Below are 24,816 nucleotides of genomic sequence, written 5' to 3'. Positions count from 1 at the left end.
TACGAAACGCGGACGTCACCCCAGGGGCCCCGGGACGCCATGGCCCGACGAACCCCGCGGGTGCGACGCTGTGCGGCATGAGCGAGAACAGTCGACCGGCGGGCCGGGCCCGGATCCTGGTGGTGGACGACGACCCGACGGTGGCCGAGGTGGTCACCGGCTACCTGGAGCGGTCCGGCCTCGCGGTCGAGCACGCCGGCGACGGCACCGAGGCCCTGCGCCGCGCCGGGGAACGCCGGCCGGACCTCGTCGTCCTCGACCTGATGCTGCCGGGCCTGGACGGTCTGGAGGTGTGCCGCAGGCTGCGCGCGGACGGGCCGGTTCCGGTGATCATGCTGACCGCGCGCGGCGACGAGGAGGACCGGATCACCGGCCTGGAGGTCGGTGCCGACGACTACGTCACGAAGCCGTTCAGCCCGCGCGAACTGGTCCTGCGCGTCGAATCCGTACTGCGCCGCAGCCGGGCGGCGGCCGGGGCCGCCGCCCGGCCGGGGCTGCGGGCCGGGGACCTCGTCGTCGACCCCGCCACCAGAAGGGCGACACGACGGGGCGCCGAGATCGCCCTCACGCTGAGGGAGTTCGACCTCCTCGCGTTCTTCCTGGAGCACCCCGGGACGGCGCACTCCCGGGAAGACCTGATGCGGAGGGTGTGGGGCTGGGACTTCGGCGACCTGTCCACGGTCACGGTGCACGTCCGTCGGCTGCGGTCGAAGATCGAGGACGACCCGGCCAGGCCCCTCCTCATCCAGACCGTGTGGGGAGTCGGCTACCGCTTCGAAGCGGGCCGTGAGGAGGGGGCGGCGTGAAGGACGTACTCCTCATCGCCGCGTTCGCCCTGGTCGGTGCCGTGTGCGCCGGCGCGGCCGGCGCCGTCGTCCTGCGGCTCGTACGGCACCGCTCCGTCGCCGTCTCCCTTACCGTGGTCGCCGCCGTCACGGTCACCGCCATGCTCGCCGGGACACTGGCCGTCGCCCGGGCGATGTTCCTGTCGGCGCACGACCTGTGGGTGGTGACGGTCGTCGTGGCGATGGCGGCCCTCGTCTCGCTCGGCACGGCCCTCGTCCTGGGCCGCTGGGTGGTGGCACGCAGCCGTGCCCTCGCCCGCGCCGCGCGGGACTTCGGCGACGGCGGCAGCTTCTCCGCCCCCGATGGTGCCGCCACCGCCGAACTCGCCGCCCTCACGCACGAGTTGGCCGTCACCAGCGCCAAGCTCGAAGCGTCCCGGGCCCGCGAGCGCTCCCTGGAGGCCTCCCGCCGGGAGCTGGTCGCCTGGATCTCCCACGATCTGCGCACCCCGCTCGCCGGCCTGCGGGCGATGGCGGAGGCCCTGGAGGACGGCATGGCCGCCGACCCCGCCCGCTACCACCGGCAGATCCGCACCGAGGTCGAACGCCTCGCCGCCATGGTCACCGACCTGTTCGAACTGTCCCGCATCCACGCCGGAGCGCTCTCCCTCAGCCCGAGCCGCGTCTCCGTGTACGACCTGGTGGGCGACGCACTGAGCGGTGCCGACCCGCTCGCCCGCGAGCACGGCGTGCGACTGGTCGGCGACGAGGTCGCGGCCGTGCCCGTCGAGGTGGACGGCAAGGAGATGACCCGCGTCCTGGCGAACCTCCTCGTCAACGCGATCCGGCACACCCCGGCCGACGGAACCGTCGCCGTGGCCGCCGAACGCCGCGACGACGCCGTGGTGCTCTCCGTCACCGACGGCTGCGGTGGCATCCCCGACGACGACCTCCCACGGGTCTTCGACACCGGCTGGCGCGGCACGGCGGCCCGGACCCCACCCGCCGGCGCGGGGCTGGGCCTGGCCATCGTCCGGGGCATCGTCGAGGCCCACGCGGGCAGAACCGAAGTCCGCAACGTCCCCGGCGGCTGCACCTTCGAGGTCACCCTGCCCGCCGCACCGGGCCAGGCGTCCCTGCCGTGACGCGGGATGCCCGGCAAGGGGCGGTCCTCACCGTGTCCCGTCCCTTGCCGGGCATCGCCCGGCAGGGGACCGCCGGCGTACGCGTCGGAGTCCGGCGCTCCCCATGACGGGCCGGTGTGCCGCGCCGGCGGACGCGGAGCCGCCGGAGTTCCGCTGACACCGGCGCGGCCCGTTCAGGTGCCGGGGCTTCGGCGACACCGCCGTGGCCCGGTCGGCAGGGCAGCGCGGAGGCGCGCTATTCAGTGCGGGCGGAGGCGTGTTGTTCCGTACGGGCGGAGGCGCGCTGTTCCGCACGGGCGAACTCGGCCATGCCCTCGGCGAAGCCGACCTCCGGACGCCAGCCGAGGTCCCTCCGGAGCCGGGACGAGTCGGCGGTGATGTGCCGGACGTCCCCGAGCCGGAATTCGCCGGTCACCGACGGCTCCGGGCCACCGCTCGCCCGGGCCAGGGCCGTCGCCATCTCGCCCACCGTGTGGGGGTCGCCGCTGCCGGCGTTGTAGACGGCGAGGGCGCCGGCCGGCAGACGGTCGGTGCTCTCCAGCGCGAGGACGTTCGCGGCGGCCACGTCGCGCACGTGGACGAAGTCCCGACGCTGACCGCCGTCCTCGAAGACTCGGGGCGCGTCCCCGCGCGCGAGCGCCGAGCGGAAGAGGGAGGCCACGCCGGCGTACGGGGTGTCGCGCGGCATCCCGGGGCCGTACACGTTGTGGTAGCGCAGCGACACGGCGGTCCCGCCCGTCGCGCGGGCCCAGGCCGCCGTCAGGTGCTCCTGGGTCAGCTTCGTGGCCGCGTACACGTTCCGGGGGTCGGCCGGTGCGTCCTCGTCGACCAGCCCGGGTACGAGGTCGGAGGCGCACGCGGGGCAGCGGGGTTCGAAGCGCCCCGCGGCGAGGTCGTCGGGGCGGCGGGGCCCGGGCCTGACCAGCCCGTGACGGGGACACGCGTACCGGCCCTCCCCGTACACGACCATCGATCCGGCGAGGACCAGCCGGCGCACGCCCGCCTCCGCCATCCGCGCGAGCAGCACCGCCGTGCCGAGGTCGTTGCAGCCCACGTAGGCGGGGGTGTCCGCGAAGTCCTTGCCGAGGCCGACCATGGCGGCCTGGTGGCACACCGCGTCGACGCCGTGCAGCGCGGCTGCGACCGCCGTCGCGTCCCGCACGTCGGCGTGCAGGAACTCCACCGCCGGAGGCTCGGGAGCCACCGGGTGGGCGCCGGGCAGCAGGCAGTCCAGGACCACCGGTTCGTGCCCGGCCGCGATGAGCGCGGTGACGATGTGCGAGCCGATGAACCCGGCTCCGCCTGTGACGAGTACACGCATGACCGGCACGCTACGGACACCCCGTGCCGTCAGGCCCCTGCCGCGCCGCGCCGTAAGACTTCCGTCACCAGGGACCGGCCGGGTCCGTGCGCCGGAGCCGGCCGCCCGGTCCCGAGGCTGTGCGCGGCCGCCTAACAGCGGCATGACAGCGACCGTTCCGCCCCTGTTACGCGCCGGGCCGCAGGTTGGGCGCATGAACTCTGACATCGGCGCGACGATCGAGGTCGTCGACGTACACAAACGCTTCGGCCCGCAGGTGGCCCTGGACGGCATGACGTTCGCGGTCCGGCCGGGCCAGGTCACCGGCTTCGTCGGTCCGAACGGAGCCGGGAAGTCCACGACGATGCGCGTGATCCTCGGCCTGGACGCCGCCGATGAGGGCTTCGCCCTGGTCGGCGGGCAGCCGTACCGGACCCTGCGCGAACCGCTGAGGCACCTGGGGGCGCTGCTGGACGCCTCCGCGCTGCAGCCGGGTCGCACCGCACGCGGCCATCTGCTGTGGCTGGCCCATTCCCAGGGCCTGCCTGCGCGGCGCGTCGACGAGGTCGTCGAGCAGGCGGGCCTGGGGCAGGCCGCGCGGCGCAAGGCGGGCGGCTTCTCCCTCGGCATGCGGCAGCGGCTGGGGATCGCGGCGGCCTTGCTCGGCGACCCGCCCGTGCTCATGCTCGACGAGCCGTTCAACGGCTTGGATCCCGACGGCATCGTGTGGATGCGGGGTCTGCTCGGCAGGCTGGCCCGGGAGGGCCGCGCCGTGCTGGTCTCCACCCACCTGATGGGCGAACTGGAGGACACGGCCGATCACCTCGTCGTGATCGGCCGGGGAAAGGTCGTCGCCGACACCGGTGTGGCGGAGTTGCTCGCGTCCCGCTCCGGCGGCCGGGTCATCGTGAGAACCTCCGCCGCCACGCACGCCGAGGCCGTACTGCGGCGCGCCGGGGCGACCGTGGTGACCGCGGGCGACGAGACCCTCGGCGTCTCGGGACTGGCCGACGAGCAGGTGGTGGCCGTCCTGACCGGCAGTGCGGTGCCCTTCTCCGCGGTGTCCGCGGACCGCGTGACGCTGGAGCACGCGTACATGGAACTCACCCGCGACGCCGTCGAGTACCGCGGCGCACCTGCCGAGGACGGCGCGCGATGACCCGTACGAAGACGTTCGCCCGACTGATCCACGCCGAGTGGACCAAATTCCGTACGGTACGGGGCTGGGTGCTCGGCATCGTCGCCGCGGCGCTCGCGACGGTCGTGGTCGGACTGCTGGGCACGGCCGCTCCGGGAGGGTCGGGTCCCTCGGGCCACGCCACCGGGTTCCCCACCGGACCGGGTGGGGAGGCCGTCAACGACAGCTTCTACTTCGTCCACCGGACCCTCGACGGAGACGGCGGCATCACCGTCCCCGTGGTCTCGCTGACCGGACGCACCGAGGACGGGCGCGGGCGGAACACGGAGGGAAGCGCCCAGCCGTGGGCCAAGGCGGGCATCATCGTCAAGCAGGACCTCGTCCAGGGTTCCCGCTACGCCGCGGTCATGCTCACCGGCGGCCACGGCGTCCGGATGCAGTACGACTACACCCAGGACCGTGCCGCACCCGTCGCCACCCCCGGGCCGGCCCCGCGATGGCTGCGGCTCGTCCGCGACGGCGACACGCTCACCGGTTCCGTCTCCGCCGACGGCACGCACTGGAACCAGGTCGGCACCATCCGCCTGGCAGGGCTCAGGGGCACGGTGCAGGCCGGACTGTTCGCGGCCTCTCCACAAGCCAGGCAGGAGACCGCCGTCGGTGTCGGCTTCGGCCCCGCCGTGGCCACCGGCACCTTCGGCCGTCCCGTCCTCCAGGGCACCTGGTCACCCACCCCCTGGCGAGGCACCCAGGTGGGCGGCGACGCCGGCACGTCCGGCAGCTACTCGAACGGCTTGAAAGGCGGCTTCACCGAGTCCGGCGGCACCTTCACGGTGACCGGCGCCGGCGACATCGCCCCCGTGGTGGGCGGCCCGGCCATGGGACCCGCGTACTCCCTGGAGAACTTCCTCGTCGGCGGCTTCGCCGGGCTGATCGTGGTGATCGCCGTCAGCACGGTGTTCGTCACCGGCGAGTACCGGCGCGCCCTCATCCGCACGACCCTCGCCGCGCACCCGGCTCGCGGCCGCGTCCTCACGGCCAAGGCCCTCACGATGGCCGCCACGGCCTTCGCCGCCGGTCTCGCCGCTGCCGCCCTGGTCGTTCCGCTCGGCGAACGAGGCGCCGAGGGCCGAGGCTTCCGCGTCTTCCCCGTCGACACGGCGACCGAACTCCGCGTCACCGTCGGCACGGCCCTCCTCTTCGCGGCCACCGCCGTCCTCGCGCTCTCCCTCGGTGCCCTCCTGCGCCGCGCCGCCACCACCGTCGCCGCCGTCATCGCCTCGATGGTCCTGCCGTACCTCCTCGCCACCTCCGCCGTCCTTCCCGCCGGCGCCTCCGATTGGCTCCTCCGCGTCACCCCCGCCGCAGGCTTCGCCATCCAGCAGACCCTCCCTCGATACCCCCAGGTCCTCACCGTGTACGAGCCCTCCACCGGCTACCCCCCACTCGCCCCCTGGACCGGTCTCACCGTCCTGTGCGCCTACGCCGCACTCGCCTTCGCCCTGGCCTTCACCCGGCTCCGCAGGAGTGATGTATGAAGCACACCCTCCACGCCGAGTGGACGAAGCTCCGTGCCGGCTCCGGCGCACTCCCGCTCCTCCTCCTCGCCCTCCTGCTCACCGTCGCAACCGGCGCCGCCACCGCCGCAACCGTCACCTGCCCTGCCCCCGGCTGCGGCGAAGACCCCGTCCGCCTCTCCCTCACCGGCATCGTCGTCGGCCAAGCCGTCGTCGCCATCGCCGCCGTCCTCACCGTCACCACCGAGTACTCCACCGGCCTCATCCACACCACACTCACCGCCGTCCCCCGCCGCCTCACCGCCTTCACCGCCAAAGCCACCGCCGTCACCGCAGCCGTACTGACCACCGGAACCCTCGCCGTCCTCGCCACCCTCCTCGCCGGCCGCTCCATACTCCCGGGCAACGGCTTCACCCCGGAGAACGGCTTCGGCCCCCTCTCCCTCGCCGACGAACCGACTCTCCGCGCGGCCGCAGGCTCCGTCCTCTACCTCGCCCTGATCGCCCTCCTGAGCCTCGGCGTCGCGACCGCGGTCCGCGAAGGAGCCACCGCCATCGGCATCGTCCTGGCCCTCCTCTACCTCTTCCCCGTCGTCGCCCAAGTCGTCAACGACCCCGACCTGCAACGCCACCTCCAACAGCTCTCCCCCATGTCCGCCGGCCTCGCCGTCCAATCCACCACCGACCTGGACCACCTCCCCATCGGCCCCTGGCACGGCCTCGGCGTCCTCGCGGCCTGGTCGGCAACGGCCCTCCTCGCCGGCGGCTTCCTCCTGTGCCGTCGCGATGCCTAGGTGCATCGATCGCAGGATTCGTCCGCCCGGCTCGGTGGAGCCGTGCAGGCGACCGGATCTGACGATCCATTCGGCGAGCGTTCCGGGCCGTCGACGGATCTGCTGCGGCTCCGTCGTGGATCAAGAACGAGACCGGCAGTCCGTCACACTCCGTATGTCTGGGGGGTCATACGTGACGGTGAGTAGGTCATCTCCGTGGGACGCCACGCCGGCGACTCCGGAGAGCTCCGCCGACGGCGACGCCGCGGGGCGAACGCCGTACCTCGCGGAGTGCGTCCCCGGCTCGCTCGGGCAGCGGCTCGACGGAGTGCCGGACGTCGAACGTCGGCGCGGGGTAAGGGAGTCCGGGTGGAGGGACGGCACCGAGGCGGCGGCCTTCCTGCCGCGTGCGGGCCGTCCGCCGTCCGGAATGCCGTCCCGTCCTCACCGGACGTTCGGTCACGCGGTGCAGTCGTGCCCGCCGCACCGCTGGTCTGCTCTCAGTACCCCGGTTGAGCGGTTGCGAAAGGCGTACGAGTATGGAAGGAGGCAGCTCCATGCGGAACGGAACCGTTCGATACGGCTGAGAAGTTGTCTCATCAACGATCTTTCTCTCCCTTGTGCGAAGGGCAGCTCCCTGAGCCGGATCAGTCTCCGGAGAGCGATATGACGATCAAGAACGTGCAGTTCACCTGCCCGAAGTGCGGCGAGGAGTCGATGTACGCCGTGCAGACGAACGGTGAGGTGGCCGAGCAGTCGGGTCTGGCCTTGCACCAGAACCTGTGGAACCTGAAGAGGCCGGAGGTCCCCTACAAGAACAGTCCGAACCGTGACGCGTGGGGCCCGCTGGTCCCGCAGGGCATCGTCGTCCACTACACCCAGGGCAGGTACGAGGGCGCCATCGGCCACTTCCAGAACGCCGCTTCCAAGGTCTCGGCGCACTTCATCGTGGCCAGGGACGGTCGGCGCGTCCAGATGGTCCCGCTGCCGGACCCCGACACCGCAGGCCCCCGGGACGGGCGGTACACGGCCTGGCACTGCAAGGGAGGAAACACCCGGTACTTCGGCATCGAGCACGAGTTCGGGTACCCGGGGGCCACGTATCCCGCCGACTGGACCGAGGAGATGATGGATTCCTCGGCGGAGCTGTCGGCGTACCTCTGCGCCCTGTACGGCATCCCGATCGAGGTGCCGCTCGCCCCGGACGAGCGTGACTGGTTCACGGGCTTCGGCGGGCACTACAACGTACCCGGCAACAGCCACACCGACCCGGGGCCGTACTTCCCGTGGGAGTACTACATCAACCGCGTGGAGTACTACTCGAGCCGCATGGCCGAGGCTCCGTCCGGTCCCGCCCTCGCGTCCGGGAAACCGCTCCAGACGGTGCAGGGGTCCGGAGCGCCCGTGTACCAGACGCTGTAACCGGCGTACGAGGTGACGCCCCATGATGGCCTCCACAGTGACCGCGCTCACCGCCTGCTCGGTCGCCCCCGGCCGCGTCGACCTGTTCGTCGGCGACGCCGACGGCGGCGTATGGCACAGGACGCGCACGACATCCTCCGACGCGGTCCGAGGCCAGTGGGGCGCGTGGCACTCGCTCGGCCGGCCGTGGCCGTCCCCCGGAGCGCCGGAGCACGCCGGCTGGCTCACCGCGGTGCGTTCCGGCCCCGGCCGGATCGAGCTCCTGGCTCTGGACGCCGGTCGCGGGTCGAAGCACAGGCTCTTCGCGGCGGCCCGTGACGAGACCCGCGACACGCTCCGTGAAGAGGCCGAGGCCGAGGCGGCCGTCGGTGCCGAGCCCGGTCGCGGAGCCGGTGACGTCGTCGACGATGCCCTCGGTGACGTGTCCGGCCACGGCTGGACCCCGTGGACGTCCCCCGACCCGCTCGCGGCGGAGCCGTCGCCGACGGATCCGATCCTCGCGGACGAGCAGCTGAAGCTCCTCGGCAGGCAGCTCTCCGAGGGACGACGGTCCGACGCGGACCCCCGTCCCACCGGCTTCACCGCGACGCAAGGTCACTTCTTCGCCGTCGCCGGTCGCAGACTGTGGCACAGGCCGCGGACCGAGCCCTCCCGGTGGGAGGACCTCGGCGGCGACCTCACCACCGACGACGCGGCCGCCCCTCACCTCGCCGCCGTCGGCGACGAGGCCGGGCCCACCCATGTGTTCGGGGTCTGGGCCGGTACGGCCCTGATGCACCGGCAGCTCGACCGCACCTGGTCCGACTGGCAGCTCATCGACATCTGGGCCGACGTGCGGGGCTACCAGGCGCTGCGCCCCGACGACCTCGTGGCGCTGACCGTCCACGGGACCGGACTGCGCGAGCGGGTACGCGCCGACGGCGTGGTGGAAGTCGTCGCCGCACGGGCCGACGCACGGCTCGTCGTGGAGTTCCCGCCGCAGCACATCGCCGAGACCGTCTCGGCGGCGGGCACGACCAGCCAGGCACGGATCGCGGGACCCTCACGGCTGGCCTTCGCCATCGGCAAGGCGGCCGTACCGCTCACGGTCGACGGCGTACTGACCGCCATGGGAAAACTGCCCCTGGCCGCGACGCCCGCGACGGCGGGAGCGGAGGCCGCCCGGCTCGAACTGCCCTGGCGCCTGCTCCTGCAGCTGCCGAACGGCGCCCACTGCACCCACCACGCGCTGCCCGCCGTCGGCCACGACGGCACCACCGAGCTGTGGCACAGCCGGATCACGCGCCCCGACGGGGCCGACGCACTGCGAGTGAGGCCCGTCAAGGCGCTCCCGGACGAGCCGGCCCTCGCCACGCCGCTCGGCCGTCACACGGCGAAGATCGCCGCCCTCGGGGTGCAGTCCGCCGATCCGCCCGTGAAGGTCGACCGGCTCGTCCTCAGCGCGTTCGGCGCCTGGTTCGACGCCTCCGCCTCCTGGCCCGAACTGGACTGGAGCCACCAGGCCGCGATGGGCCGCGACTACTACGTCCGCGTGCTCACCCGGGGCGCGCTCTTCCCCTTCGGACACCGGGCCGCCTTCATCGAGGTCACCGAGCGCCGGTTCGACCGGCAGTCCCCGGCCGTGGCGGCGCTGCGCACGACCCGCACGCTGCTCGTCACCGAGCCGACGCGGAGTTACGGGATCGGCGACGGCTCCGGCAAGGCGTACGAGCGTGCCTTCCCCTTCCAGGAGGTGTCCGTCGAGCCCCGGCAGCTGACGGACCTGGACGCCGCGGAGTGGCTGCCCTGCAAGGCGTTCTGGCCCACCCGGGCGGGAGCGGCCGTCGAGTTCACCGTACGCGCGCGGGCGGACCGCGAGGTCGTCGAATTCCGGCTGCCGATGCTGTTCGTCGACGACGCGGCCCTCGGCACCTCCCACGCCGCCTCGCTCGATCCCGAGTACGCCCGTGGCCCGCGCTCGGCCGATGGCCCGCGCTCGGCCGACGAGCGCGCCACGGGACACCCGACGCGGGACATCGGCCGCAGGATCGCGCTCGCCATGAAGACCGCGACCCAGCCGCTCGAAGGCGCGGTCCAGGAAGTACGGTCGATGTCCTTCGGCGGCGTCGGTACCACCCTCGCCGCCACCGGCGTCGGATTCCACCCCCGTGTGACCCGCATGGAGGTCGCGCTGCCGGCGGTGCGCCAGCTGATCGGATCGTCGCCGACGGTGCCGGTCGAGTTCTCGAAGGCGTTCCTGACGGCCTCGGGCAGCCAGCGGCCCGAGGTGCTGCTCGCCCTCCTGGAGCCGAAGGTCGTCGACTTCGCCGCGTCCGGGGCGCGCACGGGCATGGTGGCCGCGCCGAACATGGCCGTCACCGAGATCTCCCGGCTGGCCGGACCGATCGCCGGCGGCCCCTTCCCGCCGAGGCCGCAGGACATGTTCGCCGAGGACGCCAGACTCTTCGGCGTCATCTCGCTCCGCCGCATCGTGTCCGTCATCACCTCGCGGCCGGAGATCACATGGTCCGATGCGGTCGGCGCGCCGTCCGCGAAACTGACGTGGAGCGAGGCGCTGACGACGGAGGTCGAACCCTTCCACCCGAAGACGCCCACGTCCAAGGTCTTCCTGGAGGTCCTCTCCCAGGTCGTCGACGGTCGGCCCCGGCTGCGCACGACCGGTGAGGTCACGGACTTCACGCTGGAGATCCCGACCCGCGCCTCCGCCCTCGTCGTCCTCACCTTCAAGAAGGTCCGCTTCACCGGCAACTCCGGAGAGAACCCCTCCCTGACCTTCGAGCTCGCGGACGCACGGCTCGCCGGGAAACTGAACTTCGTCAAGACCCTGGCGGAGAAGATTCCGCAGGCGGGGCGCGGCGGGCCGAGCGTCGAGATCTCGGCGGTCCAGATCAGGGCCACGTACACGATCGCCGTGCCCACCCTCGGCATGGGCGTCTTCACCGTGCAGAACCTGGCCATCCGCATCGGCCTCACCCTCTCCCTCGAACAGCGGCCCATCGAGATCGATTTCGCCTTCGCCACACGGGAACGGCCCTTCCTCGTGACCGTCAGCGGGTTCGGAGGCGGCGGCTATCTGGAGCTCGGTGTGAGCGCCGGCGGCTCCGACGGCGGATTGCAGCGGTTCGTCGGCGGCATCGAGTTCGGCGCCAGCGTCGCCATGAACTTCGGCGTCGCGGCCGGCGAGGTCCACGTCTTCGGCGGTGTCGTCTTCGTCAAGACGGGCAGCACGATCGAGATCACCGGCTATCTGCGGATCGGCGGCAGCGTCTCCGTACTGGGCCTGATCCGGGTCTCCGTGGAGCTGACGCTCAGCCTCACCTACAACGTGGAGCGCAACGAGCTGCACGGCTCCGCCAGGCTCGTGATCACCGTCGACCTCACCTTCTGGTCCACCTCCGTCACCCTCGAATGCCACAAGAGCTTCAAGGGCCCCAGCCTCGTCGCCGACCCCCGGCACGCCCTGACGGCGTTCGGCGAGGCGCCGCAGCTTTCCGAGGAAGCGGCGCTGTCGACCTCGACCGTCGACGCCGCGCTCGGCCCCCAGGGTTCTTCGTTCCCGTGGCAGACGTACTGCCGGGCCTTTGCGAAGGAGTGACCCATGCCGGCCAACGACCTGCGGCGACAGTTCGTCTGGACCCCGATCCCGGCCGGGCGGGTCGCCCCCGTCCCGGGACACTCCACCCCGATGGCCCTGCTGTCCGTCCTCCTCACCCCCCGGCTGATCGGCCCCCCGGGAGAGCGGAAGCTGTCGGACTTCGGCATGCAGACCTGGCCCGAACGGCTCGCCGCCCTCCGGTTCGACGTCTTCCGCGGAGCGCAGCCCGTCACCTCCTACCAGGTCCCGCACCTCACCATCGAGCAGAAAGAGGTCCGCTTCACCACCGCCCGCCAACTCTCCGCCTGGAAGGCGCTGTTCACCGGCGCCTCACCGGTGATCCCGTACCGGACGACCTCCTACGACGAACGTGACGTCCGCGTGTTCCCGGCCTCCGAGGCCGCCGCCGAGGTACGCCAGGCGTACACGGCCACGGCCCGTGTCCACCTCGACCACGACGGCGCGGCCCCCGAGACCGACCCCGAGCTGCGAGCGGCGCTGAGCCGGGTGAGCGCGATGTGGCAGGCGCGACTCGTCCCTCTGGACGGCACGGCGGAACGCGACCCGTCCGCACCCCGGTCGGCGCTCGCCCAGGCGTATGCCTTCTACCAGCGCGACTCCGACACCGTCACGATGCTGCCGCCGCAGACCGCCGCGCCCGTGCACGAGTTCCACGAGACCGTCTCCCGCCTCGCCGACCACCCCCTCCTCCTCCGCGCGCTCGGATTGCTGATCGACCTTGCCGTGGACCCGGCCTCGCTGACCGATGGCGCGGGCGCGAAGGAGTTGCGTGTCGTCCCGCATTGGCCGAATCCCGACGGCTCGGCGCCGTCCGGCTGGTCCCACGCCACCCAGGACGACCTGTCCCCGAAGACCGCCTACCTCCTGGACGGGAAACGCTTCGTCACCGCGTCACTGCCCGGACCCGCGGCCACCGAACTCAAGCGCGGCATGCTGCCCCTGGCCGGAACCGGCGTGGCGGCCCCCGGCGGGAACAACGGCGCGCGGTACGAGGTGATGCCCTTCGACGTCGACGGCGCCGCCCTGCGCATGGTCGGCGTCGCCGAGTCGGACCGCGCCCGGACGGCCTCGCAGGACCGCGCCGACGTCGGCACGCTGCCCGCCCTGCGGTCGATGGGCTTCGCCCTCGTCGAGCGGGACCGCGCCCAGGAACACGACAGGCAGCTCCGGCGGGCCGCCCAGCGAGCCACGGCCGGCGGCCTCACCTCCCAGCCGGTGACGGCGGATTCGCTGCTCGGCGGCTACCGGGTGGACGTCTTCGACGTGAAGAGGAGGCAGTGGTACCCCCTCTGCCGCAGGCGCGTCCGCTACAAGATCGGCGACGTGACGATCGGGCAGGACGCGTCCGGCGGCAGCGGCCCCGCCGGCCTCGTCGAGGAGGGATTCGTACGCCCTGAAGCGTTGACGACCGGTTCCGGGGCGCAGGACGCCCTGTACATCCACCAGATCGTGATGCGCTTCGACGGCTGGAGTCCGGTCGCGGAGCGACCCGAGCGGATCGTCGACACGGGGGACGAGATGCCGGTGGCGGCCGACCCGCCCCCCTTCGACGCAGTGGTCGAAGCCGACCCGGGATCGCTGCCCCGCCTGCGTTTCGGCCGCGACTACCGCCTCCGCGTACGGATCGCCGACCTCGCCGGAGGAGGACTGCGCGCCGACGAGGCCGGGCCCGAAGAGGAACGGACGAACGTCTTCCGGCACCACCGCTTCGAGCCCCTCCCACCCCCGGAAATCGTCCCCACCCGCAAACTCGCCGACGGCGAGACCCTGGACCTGATGGTCATCCGCAGCGACCGGGACACGACGGTGGAGGCGTACGCGGCGGCCCACGGCCACCGGGCCTTCGACCTCCGCCACCTCCTCGCCCCCGCCTGCTCCCTCGAACTGGCCCTCCAGCACGAGCGCACCTTCGACGCCGCCCTCGGCCCCGACGTACCGACCGCCAAGGTGGAGGAGCTCTTCAAGGTCGCCAAACGCGCCGACCGCGCCCTCTCCGACATCGCCGGCGCGGTCGTCGTCGGAACGGAGACCGGCTCCACCCTCCCCGCCCCGTACGTCGTCCTCCCCGAGACGGGCGTCTCCCCGCCCTGGCTCCCCGACCCGGCCACCACGCACCTCGCCCTGAACCCGCGCCGCAGGCCCATCGACCCCGAATCCGGAAAGCACGGAACGGTCGTGGGCGACAAGAGGACCGGCCTGTGGCAGGGCACCTGGCCGGCGTACGCGCCGATCTCGCTCCGGCTCGTCGGCGGCCCCAGCGGCTGCACCCTGACCCGCTCCTCGGACCAGCGCACGTTCACCGTCGCGCTCGGCCCCGCCGAAGAGGTCACGTTCGACATCCCCTCCTGCCCCGGCACCCGCAGCGTCCAGCTGTTCGGCATCGTCACCTGGCTGGGCATCGACCCCACCGACCCCGCCTCGTTCCAGCCCATCGTCGAGGGCCGCAACCGCCTCGTCACACCGCCGCGCACCGTCAGGCTCGTCCACGCCGTGCAGCGCCCCCTCGCGATCCCCTCCGGCCTGCTCGCCGCCCGCCGGACCACCGGTGACACCAGCGCACTGCTGCGCACCGACGACCTGCGCGTCCACATCGCCAGCACCGGCCGGCTGGACCTGCGCGCGGAGTGGACCGACCACGAGGACCTCCCGCCGCAGAAGCCGACGGAGCGCCGGCAGACCGCGATCCTCGGCTCGTACGACGTCCAGCGCGCCCCCCAGCACGAGGCGTTCCCCACCATCCGCCAGGAGTTCGGCGACACACGCCGTCGGCACGTCACGTACCGCGCCACCGCCGTCTCCCGCTTCCAGGACGTCTTCCCCCGTGCCACCGCGGCCGACCCGCAGGCCTGCCTGAGCGAGGGCGTCCTGGAGGTCACGGACGTGCCGAGCTCCGCCCGGCCGCCCGAGCCCAAGGTCCTCCACACCGTGCCGACGTTCCGCTGGACCCGTTCGCACGACGGCCAGAAAACGCTGACCCGGTGGCGCTACGGAGGCGGCCTGCGGGTCCTGCTCGAACGGCCCTGGTACGTCTCCGGGGACGACGAACGCCTCGCCGTCCTCACCTGGCCCAGTCCCTCCGCCCCCGCCGACGTGCTGCGGTACGTCAGCGTCGCGGGCCGCGACCCGATCTGGACCACCGGCGCCCCGCCCCCCGTCCTCAGCCGGAGCGACGTCGTCGCTCCGCGCGCCGACCGGGCGGACCTACCGGAACTGGAACGGGCACTCGACGTGATCGCGTACCCCGTCCGCTTCGACGAGGAGGCCGACCGCTGGTACGCCGACATCGACCTGTCCCCGCTCGTCGCCGCCTCCTACTTCCCCTTCGTCCGGCTGGCCCTGGCCCGCTATCAGGCCCACACCGTCGACGGTGTGCCCACCCTGTCCTCCTCGGTGCGGACGGAGCCCGTCCAACTCCCGCCCCACCGCCGCCTCGTCGTCACCCGCACGACGGGACGGGCCACCGTCCTCGTCGACGGCCTCGGCCCGGCCGGTCCCCGGTCGAACCTCGTCCGCAGCGAACTCCAGGTCAGGTCCGACCCGGCCGCCGACGGCGGCGCCGGCTGGAACACCGTCTTCCGGACCTCCGGGACCCTCGGCCAGTCCCGCGACCTCGACCTCCCCGCCACCGGGGACCGCCCCCAGCGCATCGTCGTCCAGGAGTACGAGACACATCCGCCCGCCACGAACGACACGGGATCCGCCGTCGACGGCCCGGGGCGGCTGGTCTACGCCGACATCATCCCCCTCGGAGCGTGGTGACCATGGTCGACCCGGTCTTTCAGATGTTCCCCAAGGAGGGGCCGCTGCGACTCACCGTGGGATCGCCACCCAGCACTCCGGTCGCCTTCCGGGTCGGCGCCCAGTTGACGAGCATGTTCCTTCGCGTCATCGCCATCGGGAAGGAGTGCGCGCCATCCGGGGAACCGGACCCGGTCGCCATCGAACTGCGCGTGGGAATCGGGGATTTCGCGCTGGTGCCGCGCGAACCCGACACCGTGACGATCGGCGACGATTTCGGCGTACCGGTTGCCACGGCCTCCTGGTCCCCCGAGCTCCGGGGCATCGTCCTGGTCAGGATGGACATCACCAAACCGTCCGACCTGCCCTGGCACCTGCGGATCAGGAACAAGGCGCCGGTGGACCTCGACTTCGTCTGGGTGGCCTCGGACCTCGAGGAGGACACCCGTCAACCGCGGCTCTTGATGGACCTGTTCCACGGCCGCCAGGCAATCCCCGGAGCTCCCGTCGACGACATCGTCGTGAACGTGGCCAACGGGGGCACGGGAGACCTCGTCATCGACACCCCGGCGGGCACCGACCTCGGAAACGGCTTCGTCTTGGACGAGTTGACACCTACCGTCCCGCCCAACGGATGCGGGCACCTCACCATCAATGCCCCCCGCGTCGAGCACGCCCCCTTCGGCGCCGGAGGTCACTCCACCGACTTCACCCTGGAGGCCAACACCCACGACGAGCAGCAGCGGACGCTCCACCTCAGCGTCTCCGGAAAGTTCGGCAAGGAGAAGGAGAAGGACCACAAGGACAAGGAGGGGAAGGACAGCAAGGACAAGGAGCACAAGGACACGCCGATCGAGCTGATGATGGCGGGCGACCTGCTCCCGCAGCCGCTCGCTCCCGTCTTCTCCTGGGCCGGTGCCGCGCCCCGGCCCGAGCACTTCATCCCACCGGAACTGCGCCCCGACACAGCGACGAGCGCACTCGCCCACGAGGACCCGGCGCCGTAGCGCGGCGGCGGTCGCCATGTGGCTGGTGCTCTGCGACGCCGGGGACCGGGCGGCCCACTGGGCCGCCGCCGGGCTGCGCGAAAGGGGCCTCGACCCGGTGGAGGTCGTCGACGCCGGGACGCTGACCCGCACCGTACGCTCCACGCACCGGATCGAGGAGGAACAGGACGCGGGACGGGACACCACCGCGTCGGACCGGACCGGCGACGATGCCGCCGATGGCGATCGGGCGAGCTTCGAGCTCACCCTGCCCGGCGCCCGCGGCTTCGCGAGCGACGTCGTCCACGGCGTGCTCAACCGGCTCACCCACGCACCTCTGGACCACCTCCGCTTCGCCTCCCCGGCCGACACGTCCTACGCGGCGGCGGAATGGGACGCGCTCGTCCTCAGCTGGCTCCAGTGCCTCGCTCCCGTGACGGTCAACCGCCCGAGCCCCCTCGGGCTGTCCGGCACCCTCCGCTCGCCCGCCGAGTGGACCGTGCTCGCCGCCGCCGCGGGACTGGCGGTGCAGCCGCTGAAGCTGACGGACGACACCGCACACGTACGGCCTACGGACCGGCCGCCCACCCGTACCCTGCTCGTCCTCGGCGACGACGTCCACGGCGTCCACGGCGACGACGTCCACGGCGGCGAAGCTCTCGACGGCCTCTCCCCGGCCTGCCTCCGCCTCGCCCGCAGCGCGGGAGCCGACCTCCTGGGCATCCACCTGGAGCCCGATGCCGACGCTCTGCACGGCGCGCGATTCGCGGGGGCGACGTTGGTGCCCGACCTGCGGATCGCGGGCGTCCCGATGCTCGACGGCCTCCACGCGTACCTGACCCGGCTGCCGGCGAGGCCGCGGTGATCATCGTCTGCGGCATCGCGAGCGAGCGCCCGATCGCCCTCGTCACCGACGCGCTGCGACGCCGGGGCCTGCCGTACGCCGTGCTGCACCAGCGCCGCTTCACGGACACCCCGCTCGACATCCGTGTCGACGGCTCGGGCGTGCACGGGCACGTGAGCTGCGAAGGCCGGAACGTCCCCTGCGCCGACGTCACCGGCATCTACGCCCGGCTCATGGACTGGCGGATGCTGCCGGAGGCACACGGGGCCGACGAGCAGACGCTGCGGCACTGCCAGGCCTGGCACGAGGCCCTCGGCACCTGGATCGAGATCGCGCCGGGACGCGTGATGAACCGCGCCTCCGCGGCGGCGACCAACCGCTCCAAGCCCTACCAGGCCCAACTGATCCGCCGTGCCGGGTTCCGCGTCCCGGAGACCCTCGTCACCGACGACCCCGACCTCGCCCTGGCCTTCCGCGACCGGCACGGCCGGGTCGTCTACAAGTCGATCAGCGCGGTGCGCTCGATCGTACGGCTCCTCGACGACGACGCAGCCGCCCGGCTCCCGCGGATCCGCTCGTGCCCCGTCCAGTTCCAGCGCTACGTCCCCGGCGTCAACATCCGCGTGCACGTCGTCGCGGGCGAGGTCTTCGCCACCCGCGTCGAGACCGACCAAGTGGACTACCGCTACGCCGGCCGGTACGGCGGCCGCACCGACCTCACGCCATGGACCCCGCCCCGCGATCTGGCGCAGCGCTGCGCGGACCTCGCCGACGCGCTGGGCCTCGTCCTCGCCGGCATCGACCTGGTCCTCACGGACGACGGCGAGTTCTTCTGCTTCGAGGTCAACCCCAGCCCCGCCTACAGCTTCTACGAGGACCACACGGCGCAGCCGATCTCCGACGCGATTGCGCGGGCCCTGCTCGGACGATGACGATGACGATGGTGACGACAACGACAACGACAACGGCGAAGGCGAAATGCGACCGGAGCGTGCACGGGCGCTGAGTGGGGAACCTCAGTCCACCCGCACCGCGTGCACCGAGGCGAAGCCCAGCAAGCCGGTGGCGGTCCTCGACGGGTCCTCGAGTTGGGGCGAGTGCCCGAGACCGGGCAGCAAGGCGACCTCGGCGCCCGGGACGGCGCTGTAGGCGGAGGCCGATGAGGAGCGCCAGCGGCGGTCGTCCTCGCCGAAGAGCACCAGGAGCGGCTTGCCCACCACCGTCAGGCGATCGGGTAGGGCCTGCTGTTCCAGGTAGGAGCGGGTGGCCCCCATCGACGCGGTGAGTGAGTGACAGGTCATGGCGCGCACGTCGTCCAGGAGCTCTTCCGGGATGCGGTAGCCCACGCGGCTGAACGCGGTGCTTGCGAACAGGCGGAGCTGTTCGTCGGTCGGCGGCCACTGCGAGGGGTCGATGGGGGAGGACGAGGAGGCGATGAAGGCGTCCAGGCCGGGGCCGGTGTCGAGGAGTGCGAGGGAGGTCACCAGGTCGGGGCGTTGTTCGGCGAGGGAGGTGGCGACGGTGCCGCCGCTGGAGTGGCCGACGACCAGGGCGTGTGCGATGCCGAGCCGGTCGAGTACCGCGCCGGCTCGGCGTGCCTGGTCCGGGATCGCGTAGCTGCTGTCGGCGGGTTTGGCCGACCGGCCGTGCCCCAGCAGGTCGAGCCGGATGACGCGGTGAGATCCGGTGAGCAGGGGAACCAGCGGGTCCCACGAGCGGGTCGAGGATGCGGACCCGTGGATGAGCAGGAGGGCGGGGGCGTCGCGGGGGCCGTCCTGGCACACGTGGATGTGGCCGTCGTCCGGCGGCAGGGGCGAACGGGCCGAACGGGCCGAACTCTCTTTGGCCTCGGTGTCGTTGTACGTGTCCGGGGCGCTGTCGGAAGCAGTCATGAGCCCACTGTCCCCGGCGTACGGGGCCGGAGGATTGGACGATTGTTCCGCTCGGTCGGGGCACCTAGCATGGGGCGATGCGGAAGTTCGTGCGCGGTTCGGCCACGTGGGGCGTGGAGCGCCCGCAGCGGCCCAGCCGGGTGGACGGTGTCACGATGGCCGGGTTCCACGTCCCTGACCTGGACACGCTCCGGATCGTTCCGCACCCGGCCGTGACGCTGCTCCTGGAGTTCGGTGACGGCTCGCCGGTCCTGGCCGGTGCCTCCGGGGGGCAACAGCGGGGAAGTGTCGTCGCGGGGCCGGGGCTCGGGTCCGGAGGTGCGGTCCGGGCGCGAGGAGAGAACGTCGAGTGCGTGCAGGTGCGCCTGTCGCCGGTGGTCGCACGGGCGGTTCTGGGCGTTTCCGTCGCCGAACTCGACGGTGCCGTCGTGTCCTTGGGGGATCTGTGGGGCCGGGAGGCGTCCCGGATCCGCGAGCGGCTCGGCGATGCCACGTCCTGGCAGGAGCGCTTCGCGCTGACGGACGCGCTGCTCGCCCGTCGGCATGAGGCGGGGCCGCCGGTGGACCCGGAGGTGGCCTGGGCCTGGCACCGAATCGTCGGCACCCGTGGGCTGACCCGGGTGGAGGGGCTGGCCGCCGAGGTCGGGTGGAGCCGCAAGCGGCTCTGGTCCCGGTTCCGCTCGCAGCTCGGCCTGCCACCCAAGCGCGCCGTGAAGCTGGTCCGCTTCGACCACGCCGCCCACCTCCTGGTCGCGGGTGAAGGCGCTGCCCGAGTCGCGGCCGACACGGGTTACAGCGACCAGTCCCACCTGCACCGGGACGTCAAGGCGTTCACCGGGGCGACGCCCGCGGCCGTGGCCGACGAGCCGTTCCTCGCCGTCGACGACATCGCGTGGCCCGGCCGCTGAGCAGCCGCTCTCCTCACGTCTCGACGTCTGCCCTGCGCTCCGGCTCGATCCGCCGCACCCAGCACCGCCGGCATGGCCTGTATGGCGCACTGAGGTCTTCCGCTCGGGTGATCCCGGTGGCGCGAGGCCCGCGAGCACGGGTGTCTGGACGGAGGAAAGCGCGGCCGGAGAGCGGGAGAGCATGGAGCGGAAGCACGAGCGGCTGGCGACGTCCTGGGCCGCCGGGGTGGCGGGAGCGGTGTTCGCGATCCTGACGGCGACGGCGATCGTCCTGGTCCGCGTGGCCCTGCCGAGCGGCGCCGAAGGGGCCGGGGTGACCGTGGACGCAGGGCAGCGGGGTGCCGTGCGGACGGCGCTGGAGCTGGTCCCGTTCGCGGGGATCGCGTTCCTGTGGTTCATGGGTGCCCTGCGCGAGCAGGGGGGTGCGCGCGAGGACAGGTTCGTCTCCACGGTGTTCCTCGGCAGCGGTCTGGTCTTCGTGGCCACGCTGTTCGGCGCGGCGGCGGCGGCCTGGAGCGTGCTCGACGAGGGGGGAGCGGGTGGACAGGGCTCCTCCTTCGGCCGCGACGTCGCCTACGCCCTGCTGACCACCTACGCCATGCGGATGGCGGCGGTGTTCGTCATCACGACCTCGACCATCGGCCGTCGACTCGGCGTCCTGCCGCGCCCGCTCGTCGCCGTGGGCTACCTGGTAGGGCTGACGCTGCTCGTGGTGGGGGCGAACGTGCCCTGGTCGGAGCTGATCTTTCCGGCCTGGGTGCTGATGGTCAGCCTGAGCAGCCTGTGGGGCCGGCGTTCCGCCGCGTCGCGGCCCGCCGCCCCGGCCTGATCGGGACGCACCACTCACGCGCATCACTCGAACGGTCCGTTCCCCGTCGCTGTGGCCCTCGCGGCCGACGAGAGTGGCGCAGGGGGCCTGACCGGGCCATTGGAGAGGACCGATCCCGTGGTGAGCATTGCCGTCGATCTGAACCGCTGCCAGGGGTACGCGCAGTGCGCGTTCCTCGCTCCGGAGATCTTCACCATGCACGGCGACGAGGCGCTGCTGTACGACCCGGATGCCGACGAGGCGCAGCGCGACAAGCTGGCCCAGGCCGCCGCGGCCTGCCCCGTACAGGCGATCCTCGTCGATGCCGTGGACGAGCCCGCCGAGGGGGTGTCCGATGCTCGGTGACGGAGCCTTGGCGCAGCTCAAACGCGAGGGCCGCATCGTCGTCGTCGGCGCCTCGCTGGCAGGGCTGCGTGCTGCCGAGACCCTGCGCGCCAAGGGCTTCGCGGGGTCGTTGACCATGATCGGCGACGAACCCTGCGAACCGTACGACCGGCCGCCGCTGTCCAAGGGGGTGCTGCTGGGCAGGGCGCGCGCCGACCGGACCGCGCTGCCGCGGCTCCGATCGGTCGACGCGACATGGCGGCTCGGTGTTCCCGCGACCGGCCTGGACATGGCCGCGAGGAGGGTGAAGCTGGCCGACGGCGACGAGGTGCCGTACGACCGGCTGCTGATCGCCACCGGTGTCCGGGCGCGGCCGTGGCCGCGTGAGGAGGAGGCGGAACTCGACGGCGTCTTCGTGCTGCGGACCCGCGACGACGGCGCCGCGCTCGCCCGGCGGCTCGACGACGGACCCAAGCGGGTCCTCGTCATCGGGGGAGGGTTCGCCGGCTCGGAGGTCGCCTCCGCCTGCTGCGAACGCGGCCTGCCCGTCACCGTCGCCGAACGGGGCGCCGCACCCCTGGTCGGCGCACTCGGCGGGGTGGTCGCCGCGGTGGCCGCCGACCTCCAGCGCGAGCGCGGCGTGGACCTGCGGTGCGGGGTCATGGTGACCGCCCTGGAGGGCGACGCCTCGGGACGGGTGCGCGCCGCGCACCTGTCCGACGGCTCCACCGTGGAGACCGACGTCGTGGTCGTGTCGCTCGGCGCCCTCCGCAACACCGAATGGCTGAACGGTTCCGGGCTCGGGGCCGGCCCCCGCGGCATCGCCTGCGACGCCGGCTGCCGGGCCTTCGACATCCGCGGCATCGTCACCGACGACATCTACGCGGCGGGCGACGTCGCCCGCTGCCCCCACCCCCTGTTCGGCTACCAGTTCCTGTCGCTGGAGCACTGGGGCAACGCCGTCGCCCAGGCCGGTATCGCGGCGCACAACATGCTCAGCGAGAGCACCGACCGTCTGCCGCACATGGACGTGCCGGCCTTCTGGTCCTCCCAGTTCGGCGTCAACATCAAGTCGGTCGGCGTGCCGTCGATGGCGACGGAGATCCTGATCACGCAGGGCTCGCTGGAGAGCCGCCGGTTCATCGGCGTCTACGGATACCAGGGACGCGTCATCGGTGCCGTCTCCTTCGACCACGGCCGATGGCTGCCGTTCTACCAGGAACTCATCGAGAGCACGGCGCCGTTCCCGCCGCAGTTCCCCACGGTCGACCGGCACGCCGACGGACAACGGCCGTTGGACGCGGACTTCCCCGACCCCTCGGTCCCCAGCCACGGCCCCACCGTGACCCTCAGCGGATACTCGCCGGCCGACCGGCGGATGACCTTCACCCCCGCGCACTGACCCGCACGGCCACAAGGACCTGCCATGACGCAAACCCTGCTGCACCAGATCCTGGACTACGCCAACCGGGCCGACCCGTACCCGATCTACGAAGAGCTGCGGAAGACACCGGTCCACCACGAGGCCGACGGGCCGTACGTGATCAGCACCTACTACGAGATCCGCAGCCTTCTGCACGATCCGCGGATCAGCTCCGACGCCCGCAACCTGGCGTCCGGCAGCGCCGGCCCCCTGCCCGAAGCGGCACCCGAGGAGAGCGCCCTGCCGCCGGGCTTCCTCCGGCTCGACCCGCCGGAACACGACCGGATGCGGCGCATGACGAACCGGCACTTCGGCCCGCCGCACTCCCCCCACCGGGTCGACGGCATGCGCCCGGAACTCCACGACATCGTCGCCGGCCTCATCGACGGCCTCGGCGACCCGGGCCGGATCGACCTGGTGGAGGAGTTCTCCTACCCGTTCCCGGTGACGGTGATCTGCAGGCTGCTCGGCGTGCCGCGCGAGGACGAAGCACGCTTCCACACCTGGGCGGACACCCTCGCCGCCAGCCTGGACCCCGACCCGGACGCCGATCCCGCCGAACGCGGCAAGGGCGGCAAGGACGCGCACGATGCCCGGATGCAGTTGGGCATGTACCTGGCCGGCCTGATCGAGGAGCGCCGCAAGAACCCCGGCGACGACATGCTCTCCCAGTTGGCGACGGCCAAGGGCCAGGACGGCCCGATGACCACGATGGAGCTGCTCAGCACCGCGGCCCTGCTCCTGATCGCGGGGCACGAGACCACGGTCAACCTCATCACCAACGGCATGCTGACCCTGCTGCGCAACCCCGACGTCCTCCAGCGCCTCAGGAACGAACCGCGCCTGGCCGTGCCCCTCGTCGAGGAACTCCTGCGCTTCGAGCCGCCGGTGCAACTGCTGCCCCAGCGCACCACGCTCGCCGACATCCAGGTCCGCGGCGTCACCATCCCCAAGGGCTCCACCCTCTGGCTGGTCCTCGCGTCCGGCAACCGCGACCCCCAGCGCTTCGAGAACCCGAACCGCTTCGACCCCGACCGGCGGGACGTCCAGCACCTCGGCCTCGGCAGCGGCATCCACAGCTGCTTCGGCGCACCCCTCGCCCGCTTGGAGGCCCAACTCGCCCTCTCGGAGCTGGCCCGCAGACTGGACAACCCGCGCCTGCTCGAAGACCCGCCCCCGTACCGCCAGAACGCCGTACTGCGCGGGCCGCGCCATCTGCGGATCGCCTGCGACGGGATCCGACCCTAGGCCCTGTCCGGAAAGCAGCGCCGTCAGCCCTTGCGGACCTCGCGCGGTGCGTGGCTGTAGTGGGCGTGGCCGCGTTCGACCGCGACGAAGGTCAGTCGCGTGTTGGCGAGCAGGGGTGAGAGGTCTCCGTCGACCACCCGCGTCGAACCGGAGAGGATCACCTCGCGGAGCGCGGGATGGTCGGCGACGGGGGCGAGTGAGGCGATGTCACCGCTGTTCTCCAGCTCAAGGCGCCGGAGGAGGGGGAGGCCGGAGACGAAGGCGATCGTGTCGGTCTTGGCGGCGAGCAGGGATACGTCCTCCAGCGCCGCGGCCCCGGTCAGCAGCTCGGGACGGGCGAGCCGGCCGTCGTAGAGGCGGAGTTCGCGGAGGGCCGGGAAGAGCGTGGCGCCCTCCATGTCGGTGACGTGCTTCCGCCCGGCTTCGAGCCGGAGCTTGTGCAGGGCCGGCTTCGGTCCGAGCGCGGAAAGGGACGCACCCTTCCACTCGGGCAGGACGAGGTCGTCGAGGGACGCCAGAAGGGGGAGGGACCGGGCCACGACGGGCCACGGGGCCTCCAGTTCCCGGAGTTCCGGCAGACCGGACAGGTCCAGCTCCCGGGTGGTGGTCGCGGGAAGGCGCAGCCGTACGAGTCCGGGGCAGCGCGAAACGGGGGAGAGGTCCGGGACGCCGCTCAGGACGCGGAGACTGCGCAGTCCGGGGACGCCGGGGAGGAAGGCGAGGTCGGTGGCGGGACCGGTCTTGCGGCGTGTGGGCGCTCCGATGACCAGCCCGTCGCAGGTGCCGTCCTCGAACCGCTCGGCATACGCGGGATCCCACGGTTCGTCGGTCACGAACATCTCGGACCACCCGTCGCGCCGTCGGGCGATCTTCATGCCTACTCCTCCGGGTAAGAAAAAAGGGGGGGTGGGGACGGAACGTCCCCACC

General features: G+C 72.5%; 19 protein-coding genes. 16 read left to right on the top strand and 3 right to left on the bottom strand.

Annotated elements, in window-relative coordinates:
* Positions 1 to 77: 77 nt before the first annotated feature.
* Together ACFCY7_RS26710 and ACFCY7_RS26705 are read left to right on the top strand one after the other, a co-directional pair.
* Entirely contained in the window at positions 78 to 806 is a 729-nt protein-coding gene (locus tag ACFCY7_RS26710) for a response regulator transcription factor (RefSeq protein WP_376488598.1), read from the top strand.
* A complete protein-coding gene (locus ACFCY7_RS26705) occupies positions 803 to 1,930 on the top strand; it encodes a sensor histidine kinase (protein ID WP_376488597.1) in 1,128 nt (375 codons plus the stop codon). The genes ACFCY7_RS26710 and ACFCY7_RS26705 overlap by 4 nt, the downstream gene beginning before the upstream one ends.
* 235 nt (positions 1,931 to 2,165) lie before the next feature.
* On the opposite strand, the gene ACFCY7_RS26700 is transcribed toward ACFCY7_RS26705, so the two are convergent.
* A complete protein-coding gene (locus ACFCY7_RS26700) occupies positions 2,166 to 3,251 on the bottom strand; it encodes an NAD-dependent epimerase/dehydratase family protein (RefSeq protein ID WP_376488596.1) in 1,086 nt (361 codons plus the stop codon).
* A gap of 193 nt (positions 3,252 to 3,444) precedes the next feature.
* On the opposite strand from ACFCY7_RS26700, the gene ACFCY7_RS26695 reads away from it, so the two are divergent.
* The 9 genes from ACFCY7_RS26695 (at position 3,445) to ACFCY7_RS26655 (ending at position 18,196) form a co-directional block, all read left to right on the top strand.
* A complete protein-coding gene (locus tag ACFCY7_RS26695) occupies positions 3,445 to 4,389 on the top strand; it encodes an ABC transporter ATP-binding protein (protein ID WP_376488595.1) in 945 nt (314 codons plus the stop codon).
* Positions 4,386 to 5,906 (top strand): hypothetical protein, encoded by a 1,521-nt coding sequence (locus ACFCY7_RS26690; protein ID WP_376488594.1) that lies wholly within the window; start codon positions 4,386 to 4,388, stop codon positions 5,904 to 5,906. Before ACFCY7_RS26695 ends, ACFCY7_RS26690 begins: the two co-directional genes overlap by 4 nt.
* Positions 5,903 to 6,679, top strand: coding sequence for an ABC transporter permease (locus ACFCY7_RS26685; protein ID WP_376488593.1), 777 nt, complete (start codon positions 5,903 to 5,905; stop codon positions 6,677 to 6,679). The genes ACFCY7_RS26690 and ACFCY7_RS26685 overlap by 4 nt, the downstream gene beginning before the upstream one ends.
* 645 nt (positions 6,680 to 7,324) lie before the next feature.
* Positions 7,325 to 8,080 (top strand): N-acetylmuramoyl-L-alanine amidase, encoded by a 756-nt coding sequence (locus tag ACFCY7_RS26680; protein WP_376488592.1) that lies wholly within the window; start codon positions 7,325 to 7,327, stop codon positions 8,078 to 8,080.
* 22 nt (positions 8,081 to 8,102) lie between these two features.
* Complete coding sequence (locus ACFCY7_RS26675; RefSeq protein ID WP_376488591.1) at positions 8,103 to 11,675, top strand: hypothetical protein; 3,573 nt, start codon at positions 8,103 to 8,105, stop codon at positions 11,673 to 11,675.
* 3 nt (positions 11,676 to 11,678) lie between these two features.
* A complete protein-coding gene (locus tag ACFCY7_RS26670) occupies positions 11,679 to 15,455 on the top strand; it encodes a hypothetical protein (RefSeq protein ID WP_376488590.1) in 3,777 nt (1,258 codons plus the stop codon).
* A 2-nt stretch (positions 15,456 to 15,457) separates the two neighbouring features.
* Positions 15,458 to 16,441: a hypothetical protein gene (locus ACFCY7_RS26665; protein WP_376488589.1), complete on the top strand. Its 984-nt coding sequence runs from the start codon at positions 15,458 to 15,460 to the stop codon at positions 16,439 to 16,441.
* Between the two features lie 16 nt (positions 16,442 to 16,457).
* Positions 16,458 to 17,285 (top strand): hypothetical protein, encoded by an 828-nt coding sequence (locus tag ACFCY7_RS26660; RefSeq protein WP_376488588.1) that lies wholly within the window; start codon positions 16,458 to 16,460, stop codon positions 17,283 to 17,285.
* Positions 17,282 to 18,196 carry a RimK family alpha-L-glutamate ligase gene (locus ACFCY7_RS26655; RefSeq protein WP_376488587.1) on the top strand — a complete coding sequence of 305 codons (915 nt, stop codon included), beginning with the start codon at positions 17,282 to 17,284 and terminating at the stop codon, positions 18,194 to 18,196. Before ACFCY7_RS26660 ends, ACFCY7_RS26655 begins: the two co-directional genes overlap by 4 nt.
* A gap of 84 nt (positions 18,197 to 18,280) precedes the next feature.
* Here ACFCY7_RS26655 and ACFCY7_RS26650 read toward each other — a convergent pair whose 3' ends face one another.
* On the bottom strand, positions 18,281 to 19,156 hold the full coding sequence (locus tag ACFCY7_RS26650) for an alpha/beta fold hydrolase (RefSeq protein ID WP_376488586.1): 876 nt from the start codon (positions 19,154 to 19,156) through the stop codon (positions 18,281 to 18,283).
* 77 nt (positions 19,157 to 19,233) lie between these two features.
* Here ACFCY7_RS26650 and ACFCY7_RS26645 point away from each other — a divergent pair, with 77 nt between their 5' ends.
* The 5 genes from ACFCY7_RS26645 (at position 19,234) to ACFCY7_RS26625 (ending at position 23,888) form a co-directional block, all read left to right on the top strand.
* Entirely contained in the window at positions 19,234 to 20,064 is an 831-nt protein-coding gene (locus ACFCY7_RS26645) for a helix-turn-helix domain-containing protein (RefSeq protein ID WP_376488585.1), read from the top strand.
* 181 nt (positions 20,065 to 20,245) lie between these two features.
* Positions 20,246 to 20,893: a hypothetical protein gene (locus ACFCY7_RS26640; RefSeq protein ID WP_376488584.1), complete on the top strand. Its 648-nt coding sequence runs from the start codon at positions 20,246 to 20,248 to the stop codon at positions 20,891 to 20,893.
* A gap of 120 nt (positions 20,894 to 21,013) precedes the next feature.
* Positions 21,014 to 21,238 (top strand): ferredoxin, encoded by a 225-nt coding sequence (locus tag ACFCY7_RS26635; RefSeq protein ID WP_376488605.1) that lies wholly within the window; start codon positions 21,014 to 21,016, stop codon positions 21,236 to 21,238.
* Entirely contained in the window at positions 21,228 to 22,619 is a 1,392-nt protein-coding gene (locus ACFCY7_RS26630) for an NAD(P)/FAD-dependent oxidoreductase (RefSeq protein ID WP_376488583.1), read from the top strand. The genes ACFCY7_RS26635 and ACFCY7_RS26630 overlap by 11 nt, the downstream gene beginning before the upstream one ends.
* Before the next feature lie 24 nt (positions 22,620 to 22,643).
* The gene (locus tag ACFCY7_RS26625; protein ID WP_376488582.1) at positions 22,644 to 23,888 is read left to right on the top strand and encodes a cytochrome P450; all 1,245 of its coding nucleotides are present in this window, start codon (positions 22,644 to 22,646) and stop codon (positions 23,886 to 23,888) included.
* 23 nt (positions 23,889 to 23,911) lie between these two features.
* On the opposite strand, the gene ACFCY7_RS26620 is transcribed toward ACFCY7_RS26625, so the two are convergent.
* Complete coding sequence (locus tag ACFCY7_RS26620; protein WP_376488581.1) at positions 23,912 to 24,763, bottom strand: hypothetical protein; 852 nt, start codon at positions 24,761 to 24,763, stop codon at positions 23,912 to 23,914.
* Between the last annotated feature and the right edge of the window lie 53 nt (positions 24,764 to 24,816).

This window comes from Streptomyces sp. NPDC056361, assembly GCF_042262805.1.
Lineage (GTDB): Bacteria > Actinomycetota > Actinomycetes > Streptomycetales > Streptomycetaceae > Streptomyces.
Note: the sequence above shows the minus strand (reverse complement) of the source record. Positions and strands in the feature narration are given on the sequence as shown.

What these genes read in the sequence shown, in the direction of transcription:
- ACFCY7_RS26710 (WP_376488598.1), top strand. Translation starts at nt 78, where the DNA reads ATGAGCGAGAACAGTCGACCGGCGGGCCGGGCCCGGATCCTGGTGGTG.
- ACFCY7_RS26700 (WP_376488596.1), bottom strand. Translation starts at nt 3,251, where the DNA reads ATGCGTGTACTCGTCACAGGCGGAGCCGGGTTCATCGGCTCGCACATC.
- ACFCY7_RS26695 (WP_376488595.1), top strand. Translation starts at nt 3,445, where the DNA reads ATGAACTCTGACATCGGCGCGACGATCGAGGTCGTCGACGTACACAAA.
- ACFCY7_RS26690 (WP_376488594.1), top strand. Translation starts at nt 4,386, where the DNA reads ATGACCCGTACGAAGACGTTCGCCCGACTGATCCACGCCGAGTGGACC.
- ACFCY7_RS26685 (WP_376488593.1), top strand. Translation starts at nt 5,903, where the DNA reads ATGAAGCACACCCTCCACGCCGAGTGGACGAAGCTCCGTGCCGGCTCC.
- ACFCY7_RS26680 (WP_376488592.1), top strand. Translation starts at nt 7,325, where the DNA reads ATGACGATCAAGAACGTGCAGTTCACCTGCCCGAAGTGCGGCGAGGAG.
- ACFCY7_RS26675 (WP_376488591.1), top strand. Translation starts at nt 8,103, where the DNA reads ATGATGGCCTCCACAGTGACCGCGCTCACCGCCTGCTCGGTCGCCCCC.
- ACFCY7_RS26670 (WP_376488590.1), top strand. Translation starts at nt 11,679, where the DNA reads ATGCCGGCCAACGACCTGCGGCGACAGTTCGTCTGGACCCCGATCCCG.
- ACFCY7_RS26665 (WP_376488589.1), top strand. Translation starts at nt 15,458, where the DNA reads ATGGTCGACCCGGTCTTTCAGATGTTCCCCAAGGAGGGGCCGCTGCGA.
- ACFCY7_RS26660 (WP_376488588.1), top strand. Translation starts at nt 16,458, where the DNA reads ATGTGGCTGGTGCTCTGCGACGCCGGGGACCGGGCGGCCCACTGGGCC.
- ACFCY7_RS26650 (WP_376488586.1), bottom strand. Translation starts at nt 19,156, where the DNA reads ATGACTGCTTCCGACAGCGCCCCGGACACGTACAACGACACCGAGGCC.
- ACFCY7_RS26645 (WP_376488585.1), top strand. Translation starts at nt 19,234, where the DNA reads ATGCGGAAGTTCGTGCGCGGTTCGGCCACGTGGGGCGTGGAGCGCCCG.
- ACFCY7_RS26640 (WP_376488584.1), top strand. Translation starts at nt 20,246, where the DNA reads ATGGAGCGGAAGCACGAGCGGCTGGCGACGTCCTGGGCCGCCGGGGTG.
- ACFCY7_RS26630 (WP_376488583.1), top strand. Translation starts at nt 21,228, where the DNA reads ATGCTCGGTGACGGAGCCTTGGCGCAGCTCAAACGCGAGGGCCGCATC.
- ACFCY7_RS26625 (WP_376488582.1), top strand. Translation starts at nt 22,644, where the DNA reads ATGACGCAAACCCTGCTGCACCAGATCCTGGACTACGCCAACCGGGCC.
- ACFCY7_RS26620 (WP_376488581.1), bottom strand. Translation starts at nt 24,763, where the DNA reads ATGAAGATCGCCCGACGGCGCGACGGGTGGTCCGAGATGTTCGTGACC.